We start from the raw sequence: 13,345 nt of genomic DNA, 5'->3' as shown, positions 1-13,345 counted from the left end.
CAGGGATGGCAGAGCAAAATTAAGGGCTACTCAGCCAGACCATGACGTCAGAGCAACAACCGTTTTACATCGGCCGTTACAGGGTCACCGCGCGCCTCGGCGCTGGCGGCATGGGCGTGGTCTACCTGGCCACCGACGAGCGCCTGCATCGCCAGGTGGCCGTCAAGTGCCTGCAGGAAAACCCCACCAGCGCTAACGCTCCACAGCGCATCCGCCAGGAAGCGCTGTTACTGGCCCAGCTCAACCACCCGAACATCGTCCAGATCTATGACGTCGTCGAAGAAGAGACGGAAGACGGGGACAACCTGGCGCTGGTGATGGAGTTCGTCGACGGCTGCACCCTGAACCAGTGGCAGCGTGAACGCACCCCCAGCCTGCGCCAGCGCGTGGCGCTGTTAAAACAGATCTGCCACGGCCTCGCCCGCGCCCACAGCGCCGGCATCATCCACCGCGACCTGAAGGCAGACAACATCCTGGTGGACGAGAACGGCACCGCCAAGATCACTGACTTCGGCATTGCCAAAAACTGGCGCCAACACAGCGACCTGACCCGCGAGCAGCATATCGCCGGCAGCTGGGGCGCCATGTCACCAGAGCAGGCACTGGGCAAGCCGCTGGACAACCGCTGCGACCTGTTTGCCCTGGGGGTACTCGCCTACCGCCTGCTGTGTGGCCAGAACCCGTTTGGCGACCATGAAAGCCCGTTCGTGATTGTCGATCGTATCGTCAACAGCGAGCACCCATCCGCCTGCAAACTGAACCCGGACCTGCCGCCGGCGCTGAGCCATTTGCTCGACCGGCTCTTGGCCAAGGAACCGGATAAACGCCCGCTGCATGCCAGCGCCGTGGCCGAAGAGCTGGGTAATATCCTGCAACAGCTGGCCGGGGATGTCGGTGAGAGCACCGCCAGCCTGACCGCGACCGTCACCGCTGAAGCCTTTCACCAGCGGCGGCAACGCTTTGGCAGCCTGCGCCGATGGCTCGCGGGGGGCGGCATCGCCGCGGTGGCGAGCTCAATCGTGGCAGGCACACTGCTGCTCAGCCAGGCCAAACCGGAAACATCCGGGCAGTACATCGCCATCGTTGCCCCGGCAGAAAACAGCCTGAAAAGCCGCGAGACACGGCAGCTAGGCAACAACGTCCTGAGCGCACTGAAGCAGGATCTCTCCAACCGCGAGGGCCTGCTGCTGGTGCCCTATTCCGAATCCCAGCAGCTGGCCGGCAAATCACTGCGGGACCAGGCCGAGGCGCTGAACGCCGACCTGCTGCTGCACCCTTCCCTGAGCTGTAATATCGAGCAGTGCGAAACCGCGCTGGAACTGATCGATGCCGACAGCCTGGCGGTGGTCGCCAGCCGCAGCACTCTCCTGGCCGTGGACGAGAGCACCGAGAGCCGCGCGCGCATACTGCAGCAGATGAACAAGCTGCTGCCGGCCCACGCGACGCGCTCCAGCACTGTGGCATTTGACCTGAGCGACGCCGATTACGAGCGCTACCTGCGCGTGTTCGAGCTGCGTGATGACGACGCCCATGTGCCGCAATACCTGGACGAACTGGAGCAACTGCAGCAGCGCGCACCCGCTTTCACCCCGCTGTACCGGATGTTCGCCGAGCTGGCTATCGACCAGCGTTACAACAGCCGCGACCTGGCGGCCACCGAGCGGCTGGAAAAATTTATCGACCGCGCGCCACCAACAATCACCGACCACCCGGACCTGCTCAGCGCACGCTTGCGCCTCGCCGTCTACCGCGAAGACCGGGCCACAGCGGAGCAACTGCTGGAACGCCTGAAGCTGATCCTGCCGGATCGGGCCAACTACCACTTCCTCAAGGCCGCCGCCCACCAGCACCTGGGGGATTACGAAGAGGCGCTGGCCAACGCCGACCGCGCACTGACTCTGCGCCGCAGCTACACCCATATGGTGCAGAAAGCCATGGCGCTCAGTGCCGGCGGTCAGATGGAGGCCGCCAGGCCGCTGCTGCTGCAGGCCCTGACCATGAGCGAAAACAATATCGACGCCCTCTCCCTGCTGGCCGCCAACGAACTGGACTCGGGCAACCCACAGGAAACCCTGCGGCTGCTGGGTAGCCTGGGCCTCGACAACATGGGGCCGATGGATCTGTACAACCTCTGCCTGGCCCACTACATCGAGCGCCAGTTCGAGCGCGCAGACCAGTGCTTCGCCAAACAATCACAGTGGTCGCCGGGAGATGCGGAAACCCTGCTCTACCGCGCCGAAATCGCAAACGCACAGCAGAAACCTGAGCGCGCGCGAAAGTTTGCCGAACAGGCTCTGTCCGTGGTGGACGGGCGCGACGACTGGGAAGGACTGCTGATGCAGGCCCGCGCCCATGCCGAACTGGGTGAGTCCGCGCCGGCAATCGAAAAACTGATCCGCATCGGCCGCGATGCCCCGGACGATATCTACGTGAACTTCGCCCGCGCGCAGGTGTACGTCACCACCGGCGACCTGTACTCGGCCAAGGCGCACCTGCGCAAGACACTGGACCTGGGGCTATCGCCAATCTGGTTCGGGACCGCGCCTTTTGCACCGGTGTGCGAGCAGGAGCAGTTCGCCGACCTGCGCCGCGATTACCCGGATCTGTGCAGTGGTAACCGGGTGGCACGTACTGCAGCGGCCGGCACCGGCGAGGGCTGAGGCTCACTTATACCGGGCATCACTGCGCGGAATTAGTCGCCGCGGCGCAAAACCGGTAAACTGGCGCCTGCTCTCTCAGGGAAGACGGGAGCACCCGAATACAGGCTGGCCACAAGAATAAACCGTCATGGAAATCGCCGAACCCGAACAAAAACAGCTTGGCCGCTACCGCATCGAGCGCACGCTGGGCGCAGGCGGTATGGGCGTGGTTTACCTGGCCAATGACACCAAACTGCACCGCCCGGTGGCCATCAAGAAGCTGCGCGACGACGCCACCAGCGCCACCGCCCGCGCGCGCATCCAGTCCGAGGCGCAGCTGCTCGCCCGCCTGAACCACTCCAATATCGTGCAGCTGTACGATGTGCTGGAAGAGCGCGACGGCATCGCCCTGGTGATGGAATACGTCGAGGGCACCACTCTCAAGCAGTGGATGCGCGAGGCCAGCCCCACCCTACGGGACAAGCTCAGCCTGCTGATCCAGCTCTGCCACGGCCTCACCGAGGCGCACTCGCTTGGCATCATCCACCGCGACCTGAAGCCGGACAATATCCTCATCGCCCGCGGCGGCGCCGACGGCTTTACTGCCAAGATCACCGACTTCGGCATCGCCAAATCCCTGCAGGCCAGCGAGAGCATCACCCGCGAGGATCACGTCGCCGGCACCGTCGAGGTCATGTCGCCGGAGCAGCTGCAGGGCTACCCACTGTGCCCGCGCAGCGACCTGTTCAGCCTCGGCACCATCGCCTACGAACTGCTGTGCGGCAGCCGCCCGTTTGATCAAGGCGACAAGGGCGAAAACGGCCCCATGGCCCTGGCCCAGCGCGTGGTGCATGACCCACATATGCCGCCGCAACAGGCCAACCCGGAACTACCGGAACCCTTCGCCGCCCTGCTGGACCGGTTACTGGCCAAGAACCCGGAGCAGCGCCCGGAAACCGCCGAACAGGTGGCCGAAGCCCTGGGCTTTTTGCGCACCGAAGGCTCCAACACCATCACCGGCGACTACTCCGAAACCGTCACCCGCCTGCTGCGCAAACCACCCAACAAACGCAAGCGTCTGCTGGCCACACTGGCCGGCCTGGCCGTACTCGGCAGCGCCGGCTACTGGGGTTGGAAGGAAATTACAAAATTAGAGCCGCAATATATCGCTGTGCTACCGGTACAGATCGAAGGTGAGATCCGGGGAGGCCAGGAACTCAAATCTCTTACGAAAACAATGGTTAAGCAGGCACTAATCGGTTCAACATTGAATTTAAAGACCTCAGCACTTGTTGCTTATGAACCAGAGAAAGCTTCACCCCTCGAAACACAGCTCAGCGCCCTCAGGGATAAAGGGGCTACTGGTGCTATTTCCGCGAAACTTGATTGCGCACAGCAACGCTGTGACATCAACATAGAATTGATAAACCCAACTAATGAAAAAATAATCAATCAAGTCGGATTCACTATTCTCCCACTCAAGAGACCGGAATCGTCCTATCGAATATCAAGCGCTGCGCGGGAGCTTTTTACTGAGAAATACCGTAAAGAAACGCTCCCCCCTCCTATGCAGAAAGACGATTACGATACCTACCTTGCTATTGCTTCTCGAATAGAGAATAAAAATTCGTTCGCATCGGATGAGGCCAGCCTTGTAAGACTACTCAATAAGTACCCAACCCACCCAAACCTCTACAGAGCAGTTACGTGGCTTGCCATCAACCTATATATCGCGAATAACAACCTAGACTTTATTACTAAAGGCTTGGTAAACCTTGAAAGGGCGAAAGCACACAACGTCGATCAAGCACTGATTCTAGAGCTAGAGTTCCTGCTAAAAAGCCAGCAAGAAAACCCAGAAGGTCTAGACAGAATGATTGCAGACCTTCAGGCTCTAGACTTTCCATCTGCATCCTTACTGACAGAATACGCTCGGCTTTTGTACAGAAAGGGAGACCACAAGGAAAGCCTTCAAATTGCGAAAGATGCTTCCGTAATTAACCCTACTCCCGAAAGCCTCTACTTATTGGGTATAAACCAGTACATTCAGGGGGAGTACGAAAAGTCCATAAATACACTAATGAGATGCATAACACTTAACCCACAGCACTGGAGTTCGCAGTCGCTACTGGCAAGCATTTTTGTTGAGCAAGGTGATTACTTCAAGGGAGAGCAAGTTCTACTTAAAATACCAGCTGAGCAACTAACATGGTATGAGCATACAAATTTTGGCACCATTTATTTTTTCCAGAAAAAGTACAAAAAAGCACTCCAATCATACAATCAAGCGCTAATCATATCGCCTGACAACGCGACAACCCTCGGAAACATAGCGGACACTTATTTGTCGCTAGGTGACCATGAAGCGGCAAAAGAAACATTTCTGAAGTTGAAAAACGTTACCGCGAGCGCCAGCGACGCAGAAGGGAAAAAGTTCTTTGCGTTATCGTTGGCATATCTCGGAGAAATTGACCCCGCTATCAAGCTCACACATGCTCTAATCCAAGAATATCCAAACAACACAAACATAAAGTACATGGCGGCGCAAATATATGCTCTTGCGGGAGAAAACCGCTCAGCATCTTATTACATCGAGGATCTGATAGCCCAAGGCATGGACAGAGAGTGGTTCTCACTGCCAGTATTTAGCCAAGTCTGTGTAAGCGCGAGCGCAGCCGTAAAGGCTGCGCTATGCCAGTAATTAGACTGGCCTCACGGCCATGGTAGGGTCTGCCGACAACACGACAGCTCCAGTAGCATCTTGAGCGGCCCACTTGAATGAGAAGCCATTGGCGGTCTGCTTATTGGCCTTCAGGTCAATCTCGAGGAACTGCGGACTGCCGTTCATCTTCTTGGCTTTCTTGATCGCACCCAGACCACCATTCACTTCGTCATAGGTCTCCATGCCATCGTCATTGCCGCCGATCTTCTGGTGATCCGCAAAGACCAGCTCGGTACCGATCAGCTCAACGACCAGCGTGGCCTTGCCGGAATTTTCTGGATTTGCCTTGGCGCCTTCGAAAATGATGTGGATGGTCTCGATGGCCTCACCGCTGTTCTTATCCTTGAACTCCCACTGCTGGTCAGCGCCGGTGGGCTTGAGGGTGAAGTTGAAGGTTACATCCTGCTGTTCCGGTACGGTGTAAGCGGTTGCTACGTCTGTCATATTCCACTCCTGGAAATCTTCTGGTCATTGTTTCCCTGAATACCGCGCAGGGCATTGTTGTTCTCATTTACCGGCGCCCCCAAGACCCCGGTGGAAATGCGCGCTGGATAGGATAATGCCAACCGTGACCGGAACTCCATCACAAATTCATAAAAAAACCGGCAGTCAGTAGCCTGACTGCCGGCCGTAAATGATGGTCCCAGCCATCGACGGTTACAACAACACTATCAAGAGCGAAATGGAGCCTCCTTGCCCCCGCCAGGCCCTTCCCCATAACGCCGGCAGCTTGGGCTCTGTGGTTGCCGGGCCGGCCTGGCGATCCAGCTTGCGCTGAATCCTTTTTCCTTTACCGAGCTGTGCCACTGGGTGCACAGGATTCCGGTCCTTCGGAAAAACGTTGAGGAGTGGCATCCTGCCGGGGCACCGCGTAAACCCCCTACGCTGCCCGCTCCTCAACCTCGATGTGTACTTTACGGATGGAGCCATTACAGGTCGATCACACGCCATTACACGCCATTACACACAACCGCTCTCATCCAATGCAGCACGCATAAAGCCACAGCGCCCAATGCGAAGGCCGGGCGCTGGGGCGGGTATTTCGAACCGTCGGCGACAGGACGTCGCCGCCGGAGCGTACAGGGATGTATTCACAGCGTTTCGAAATACCCGCCCCTGCGCCCTGCCGCCCCTCATCTCCAAACAAATGCCGCTCCTCAAGTAATTCAGAACCAAGAGACACCCGCGAAAGGAACTCAGCCAGCTATAACAAAAGGAAGGACATTCACTGCCTGATCCCAAGCAGCACGGACAGCGAGGCCATGACCGATCCCATCGACGACGCCAAACGCCTCTCCCCAAGACGCAACAGCTCCCAGGCCACCAGCATGGCCGAGCTCGCCTATGAGCAGCTGCGCCACTTCGGCATCGCGCCGGAAAGCGACCACGGCGCCCTGTTGCAGGACGCGGCGCAACAGCTGTACCGCGCCCAGGGCAGCCTGGCGGAACTCTGCGTCCGCAGCGCCGAACTGCTGAAAGGCCTCGATTGCAACGACCGCATCGCCTATTTCAACGCCAAGCGCTTTATGAGCTTCCAGCTGGCGAAGATGCTGCACGACCTGCAGGGGCCATTGCGAGCGAGCTTCCGCGCGCTACAGGGCGAAGAGGATTTCAACGCAACGACACGGGGCGGCTACCCGCTGTTCGACAATATCCCCGCGATCTTTGCCGCCACCCCGGTGATCGCCCGCACCGCCACCTATATCTATGCCTGCACCGAATGGATCGACGACGCCTTCCGCGGCCGCGAACCCAGCCACGATATCTACTCGCGCCTGCTGAACCCCACTTCCATTGCGCTGGCCAACGCCATGGTCACGCTGGAGTGCGGCCCGTATGCGGGGGAATACCTGGCGTGGAATTTCAATTCCGGCATGGCCGCCATCGACGCCCTGCTGGCCAACCAGCTGTGCCGGGGCGATATCCTGATCGTCTCCCGCCATATCTATGGCGGCGTGCACCAGCTGCTGTGCGACCACTATGCCCGCTCTGACAAACTGGGGATTACCCTCGTCTGGTTCGACGGCATCACCGGCGAGGACTTCCAGCAGTGCCTGGACGCCGCCCGCCACATGCACCGGGATACGCTGGCCAATGGCGCGCGCATGCACGTGTATATCGAGTCCCCCTGCAACCCCCACGGCACCATGCTGGATGTGCCCGACATCTGCACCATCGCCCACGACCACGAACTGCTGGTGATGCTGGACTCCACCCTCGCCACCCCCTACCTGCACCAGCCACTGCGACGCACCGACCGCAACCGACGGCCGGACTTTGTCGTGCACTCCTACACCAAGGATATCGACGGTGGCGGCACCGCTACTGCCGGCGTGGTAATCGGCCCGGTGCACCGCATGTTTATCCCCAAGGGCGATACCGTGCAGGGGCTCGATTGGAGCCAGTGCCTGTTCTGGGATGTGTATTACATCAAGGGCGCGTTTCTGGACGCGGACAAGGCCTGGCAGGTGCATGAAGGCATGCGCACGCTGGAAATGCGTATGCTGAAGAAGTGCATCAACACCCTGTGCCTGAGCCACTTCCTCGCCAGCCACAGCAAGATCCGTGTCAACAGCCACGCGCTGGAGACCGACACCAATGCGCCACTGCGGGAAAAACTGCTGCGGTTCAAATTGCCGGTGCCGCTGTTCACCATCGACATGGAGGCGGCGCAGATTCCCACCGATGCCTTTAAGCGCTTTTTCGATGCACTGGAGCCGGCCTTCGGCCAGATGGTGAGTCTGGGGCAGACCAACACCATGGTGCTTTGTCCGGCGCTGACCTCCCACTCGGAACTCTCGCCTGAGGACCAGCGCGCAGCGGATATCTACCCCACCACGCTGCGCATTTCTGTCGGTGACGAGGACATGGCGCAGCTGGTAGCGCACCTGATCAGCTGCGCCAAGCTGCACCTGGACCCGGTGAGCCCACATTTCAGCAGCGGCTTTATGGGGCCGCGGGAGGCGGACGAAATTTTTGCGCGTTTTTATCTGGAAGTGCACGAGCGCGTGGCGCGGCATTTTCCGCGGGTGGCGGATTATTTGTGAGTGCTTACTTGCAGGCGCAGCGCCCTGCTCACTGGATACCGGCCTTCGCCGGCATGATGAGTGAGGTGGTTTATTGAGTCCGTCGTCACCCCGGCGCAGGCCGGGGTCCAGTTGCCACGGCGGTTCGACGCTGCACCGGCTCCTGTGCCACACCCACTGGATACCGGCCTGCGCCGGCATGACGGCATAAGTAAATAATCACTTGCACGACAAAGGGCACTGCCTCTCCTTCGTCACCCCGGCGCAGGCCGGGGTCCAGGTGCTGCGAAGGTTCGACTTGGCACCAGGTCCTGTGCCACAACCTCTGGATACCGGCCTGCGCCGGTATGACGGCATAAGTAAATAATCACTTGCACGACAAAGTGCACTGCCTCTCCTTCGTCACCCCGGCGCAGGCCGGGGTCCAGGTGCCACGGCGGTTCGACGCTGCACCGGGCCTTGTGCCACTCCCGCTGGATACCGGCCTGCGCCGGTATGACGAGTGAGGTCGTCTATTGAGACCGTCGTCACCCCGGCGCAGGCCGGGGTCCAGGTGCTGCGAAGGTTCAACTCTGCACCGGGTCCTGTGCCACACCCTCTGGATACCGGCCTCAGCCGGTATGACGAGTGAGGTGGTTTATTGAGACCGTCGTCACCCCGGCGCAGGCAGGGGTCCAGGTGCTGCGAAGGTTCGACGCTGCACCGGACCCTGTGCCACACCCTCTGGATACCGGCCTTCGCCGGTATGACGAGTGAGGTGGTTTATTGAGACCGTCGTCACCCCGGCGCAGGCAGGGGTCTAGGTGCTGCGAAGGTTCGACTCTGCACCGGACCCTGTGCCACACCCTCTGGATACCGGCCTGCGCCGGTATGACGAGTGAGGTGGTTTATTGAGTCCGTCGTCAACCTGTTACAGGCCGGGGTCCATTGACTGCGGCGGTTCAACTCTACGCCGGGTCCTGTGCCACACCCTCTGGATACCGGCCTCCGCCAGTATGACGAGTGAGGTGGTTTATTGAGTCCGTCGTCACCCCGGCGCAGGCCGGGGTCCAGATGCTGCGGCGGTTCGATTCTGCTCCGGGTCCTGTGCGAAACTTACTGGACACCGGCCTTCGCCGGTATGACGATGCTGGATGATTCTCACGCCTGCATCGTTAAGTCGCTTTCCGGATATACCCACAGCAAAGACTCACTCACCACCCCGGTGGCAATCGCTGCCACTCGTCGGCGACCAGGTACAATTGACAGGCAAGCCGGCCCACTCTGGACTAACTTACTTGTGCACGCATTACCGCCGCCGCACGCAGTCAGTGCGGTCTGGCGGAGCACAAAGCAAAGATAAAATGGTCTCGCGCGGGCGCCGGGGCGAAGCTTGTTGCGCCTGCCCTTATCCCGTAAGATCAAAGCCTTTCTGCCCATAATTTAAACAAAGCCAATGCCGAACCTTCGCGCCCGCCTGCTGGCCCTGTTGTTGTGTTGTATTCCCGGCTTCGCCATGGCGCAGAGCTACGAACAGCTCTATAGCGATTACCGCGGCGCCCTCTACCAGATCCGCCTGATCGAAAAATCCTCCAATTCCAAGGCCGGCCTCGGCTCCGGTTTCCAGATTTCCGCCGATGGTCTCGTGGCCACCAATTACCACGTGGTCGCGGACGCCGTGAGCGAACCGGAAAAATACCGGCTGGAATACCTGTCCGTGGATGGGGTCGAAGGCAGCCTGAGCCTGCTGGATATCGACGTCATCAACGATCTGGCCATCCTGCGCATGGACAAGCCCGGCAACCAGTACCTGATCCTCGCTGAAGAAACCCCGCGCAAGGGCGAGACCATCTTCGCCCTGGGCAACCCGCTGGACCTGGGCATGACCCTGATCCCCGGCACCTACAACGGTATTGCCAGTGGCAGCTTTTACGACCGCATCCATTTCGCCGGCTCCATCAACCCCGGCATGAGCGGCGGCCCGGTAATCAATTCTGCCGGCAACGTAGTGGGCATCAATGTGGCCACGGCCGGAAACCAGGTGAGTTTCCTGGTGCCGGTGGAAAAGCTGGCGAAACTGCGCCAGCACCTGGGCATCGAGGGCAAGGCCAAGAACCTGCAACAGGTGACCCACGAGCAGCTGCTGCAGAACCAGCAGGAGATCATCGACCAGGTCCTGAAAGCGGAGTGGAAACTGCGCCCGCTGGGAGACGCCGAAGTGGTGGGCGAGATCGTCCCCGCCATCCAGTGCTGGGGCAATACCCAGGAGGGTGACGACAACCCGGTGACCCGTATCGACAAAGGCTGCACCGGCCAGGATGTGGTGTACCTCTCCGAGACCTTCAACACCGGCCGCATCGAGTATGAATTTTTCTGGCTGGAGGCGGAGGAAGACCTGCTGCCGGCCCGCTTCTACAACTATTACGAAGACCAGATGAGCCGCTTCGCCCCAGGCAACGACGCGGGCGAGGATGACGTCACCGAATTCAAGTGCCGCCAGGCCTTCACAGAACAACCGCGCACGGCCGGCGAGAACGGCGAAAAGAGCACCCCCATCGTCGCCCGCACCAGCTACTGCGTGCGCCGCTACAAGGAATTCCCGGACCTGTACGACGTGTTCTACCTGAGCCTCAGTGTCGACAAGGAAGACCGGGCACTGGTGAGCCATTTCACGCTGTCCGGGTTCACCAAGGAATCCGCCGCCGCATTCTCTGAGAAGTTCACGAGCGAGATCCAATGGCACTGATCATCGAAGAGCTGAACCGCGCCCAGCGGGTACAGACCCGCTATCGCATGGACGGCGACCGCTTCACCATCGGCCGCGGCTACGACAACGACGCCATTCTCGAAGACGTGCACGCGGATGCCCACCATGTGGAGATCGTCCGCAGCGAGGATGGCGGTTACCTGCTGCGGGACAGGAATTCGGTCAACGGCACCCAGCTGATGCGCAACCAGCGCGAGACCGGGGTGGAGGCCGGCGAGGTTAGCGAGCGCCGTATCGTGTCCGGCGACGAGATCCAGCTGGGTCGCACCCATTTCCGCCTCGTGGATACCGAGGAGCCCATGGACGAAGCAGTGCCGCTGCACTCGCTGGAAAACCTGTTTTCGCGGCTGGCGAGCCCGGTCAAGGCCGTCTCCCTGCTGGTGCTGGCAGGGCTGCTGACCCTGTTGATCGCCTACCTGGGCACGGCGGAAGAGTTCCGCTGGACCGGCGCCATCAATATATTCTTCGGCAGCATCTTCGGCCTGCTGGTGTACGCCGGCGCCTGGGCGCTGATCGGGCGGGTGGTACACCACGAATCCATGTTTTTCACCCAGCTGGCGATCGCCGCGCTGGGTGCGCTGATCTTTGCCGGCTGGGAATGGTTCAGTACCTTCCTGGACTACAACTTCGCCATGGGCAACCTGGTGGAGATCATCAATGTGGCCATCCTGGCCATGTTACTGCCGGCCATGCTGTGGTCCGCCATCTATCTGGCGACGAACATCACCCCCAAGTGGCGCCTGGCCGCCGCAGTGATCCTGCCCTGGGGGTTCCTCGGCCTGACACTGCTGGAGCAGGTAGGCAACATGGCGGAGTTCGACGGCATTCCGCAGATCAGCACCGAGATCAAACACAAGGACATGCTGGTCCGCTCGCCGGTGCCGCTGGACGAATTCGTGGCCAAGACCCCGTCGCTGTTCGATATCCCCATCGAACAGGAAGACAAGGCCGCAGATGAAGCCGCAACCGAGAGTGAGCCGGAAGCCAAGGCCGCCAACGGCGATGACAGCACTCATAACCACACTGCCGGTAGTCGAGAGGAGGCAGCTGCGTGACCAATCCATTCTGGAGTCCCGCCCTGGCGGAACTGCAGCCCTATGTGCCGGGCGAACAGCCCCGCGGGCGCAAGCTCATCAAACTGAATACCAACGAGAACCCCTACCCGCCGTCAAAGCGCGCTATGGCCACCCTGGCCGACCCGGCGCTGCCGGAGGCACTGCGTCGCTACCCGGACCCCGAGTCGGTGGACCTGTGTGCGGCCATCGCCACTCACTGCGGCGTGAGGCCGGAACAGGTGTTCGTCGGCAATGGCTCCGACGAGGTGCTTGCGCACGCGTTCTACAGTTTTTTCCGCCGTGAGGAACCGCTGCTGTTCCCGGATATCACTTACAGTTTCTACCCCGTCTACTGCCAGCTGTACGGGATCGAGTTCGCCACTCCGACACTGCGCGACGATTTCACCGTGGACGTGGATGACTATGCCGGCCCCGCGGCCGGTGTGATCCTGCCCAACCCGAATGCGCCCACTGGCCGCATCCTGCCGCTGGACGAAATCGAGCGACTGCTGCAGCTGCATCCGGCCCGGGTTGTGGCAGTGGACGAAGCCTATATCGATTTCGGCGGCGACAGCGCTGCAGCGCTGATCGACCGTTACCCGAACCTGCTGGTGATCCGCACCCTGTCCAAGTCCCACGCGCTCGCGGGCCTGCGCCTCGGTTATGCCCTGGGCCAGCCGCATTTGATCGAAGGGCTGCAGCGCACCAAGAACTCCTTCAATTCCTATCCCATCGACAGCGTGGCCCAGCAGCTGGGCGCCGCCGCCATCAGCGACGAGACGTGGCTGGAGGAAACCAGCAGCAAAGTGATGGCGACCCGCAGCCGCGTGGCCGAGGCCCTGCACGAGCTGGACTTCGAGGTGGTGCCATCCATGGCCAATTTCGTGCTGGCCCGCCCGCGCGGGATGAGCGCAGAGAAGGTCTACGGTGCCCTGCGGGAATACGGCATTCTGGTTCGGTATTTCAACAAACCGCGCATCAGCGAGTACCTGCGCATCTCCATCGGCACCGATGAGGAAATGGACGCGCTGCTGGATGCGCTGCGGAAAATCCTGCCGGCAGCGGGCACTTCGCGGGGCCGCTGAGGTCTTTCCCTATAATGGGCGGCACCGGCGTGCAATTTTACATTGGCGCGTCCACCGCCCTAACCGAAGGAA

Annotated in this window: 8 protein-coding genes; 7 read left to right on the top strand and 1 reads right to left on the bottom strand. The window is 60.4% G+C overall.

What is annotated here, in order from left to right; all coding sequences use genetic code 11:
- Positions 1 to 41: 41 nt before the first annotated feature.
- Complete coding sequence (locus LVD12_RS07460) at positions 42 to 2,660, top strand: serine/threonine-protein kinase (RefSeq protein WP_237067048.1); 2,619 nt, start codon at positions 42 to 44, stop codon at positions 2,658 to 2,660.
- Positions 2,661 to 2,787: 127 nt separating this feature from the next.
- Positions 2,788 to 5,340, top strand: coding sequence for a serine/threonine-protein kinase (locus tag LVD12_RS07455; RefSeq protein ID WP_237067046.1), 2,553 nt, complete (start codon positions 2,788 to 2,790; stop codon positions 5,338 to 5,340).
- Here the strand turns inward: LVD12_RS07455 and LVD12_RS07450 are convergent, their stop codons facing one another.
- On the bottom strand, positions 5,341 to 5,805 hold the full coding sequence (locus LVD12_RS07450; RefSeq protein WP_237067044.1) for a hypothetical protein: 465 nt from the start codon (positions 5,803 to 5,805) through the stop codon (positions 5,341 to 5,343).
- Between the two features lie 818 nt (positions 5,806 to 6,623).
- Between LVD12_RS07450 and LVD12_RS07445 the strand changes: the two genes are divergently transcribed.
- From LVD12_RS07445 to hisC, 5 genes are all read left to right on the top strand, one after another.
- On the top strand, positions 6,624 to 8,408 hold the full coding sequence (locus LVD12_RS07445; protein ID WP_237067042.1) for a trans-sulfuration enzyme family protein: 1,785 nt from the start codon (positions 6,624 to 6,626) through the stop codon (positions 8,406 to 8,408).
- Between the two features lie 350 nt (positions 8,409 to 8,758).
- Positions 8,759 to 8,893 carry a hypothetical protein gene (locus LVD12_RS16085; protein WP_255771651.1) on the top strand — a complete coding sequence of 45 codons (135 nt, stop codon included), beginning with the start codon at positions 8,759 to 8,761 and terminating at the stop codon, positions 8,891 to 8,893.
- 929 nt (positions 8,894 to 9,822) lie between these two features.
- Positions 9,823 to 11,112: a S1C family serine protease gene (locus tag LVD12_RS07440; protein WP_237067040.1), complete on the top strand. Its 1,290-nt coding sequence runs from the start codon at positions 9,823 to 9,825 to the stop codon at positions 11,110 to 11,112.
- Positions 11,103 to 12,188: an FHA domain-containing protein gene (locus LVD12_RS07435; protein ID WP_237067038.1), complete on the top strand. Its 1,086-nt coding sequence runs from the start codon at positions 11,103 to 11,105 to the stop codon at positions 12,186 to 12,188. The genes LVD12_RS07440 and LVD12_RS07435 overlap by 10 nt, the downstream gene beginning before the upstream one ends.
- The gene (gene hisC, locus LVD12_RS07430) at positions 12,185 to 13,273 is read left to right on the top strand and encodes a histidinol-phosphate transaminase (RefSeq protein WP_237067036.1); all 1,089 of its coding nucleotides are present in this window, start codon (positions 12,185 to 12,187) and stop codon (positions 13,271 to 13,273) included. The genes LVD12_RS07435 and hisC overlap by 4 nt, the downstream gene beginning before the upstream one ends.
- Positions 13,274 to 13,345: the final 72 nt, after the last annotated feature.

Origin of the sequence: Microbulbifer guangxiensis (assembly GCF_021729075.1) — a bacterium.
Lineage (GTDB): Bacteria > Pseudomonadota > Gammaproteobacteria > Pseudomonadales > Cellvibrionaceae > Microbulbifer > Microbulbifer guangxiensis.
Note: the sequence above shows the minus strand (reverse complement) of the source record. Positions and strands in the feature narration are given on the sequence as shown.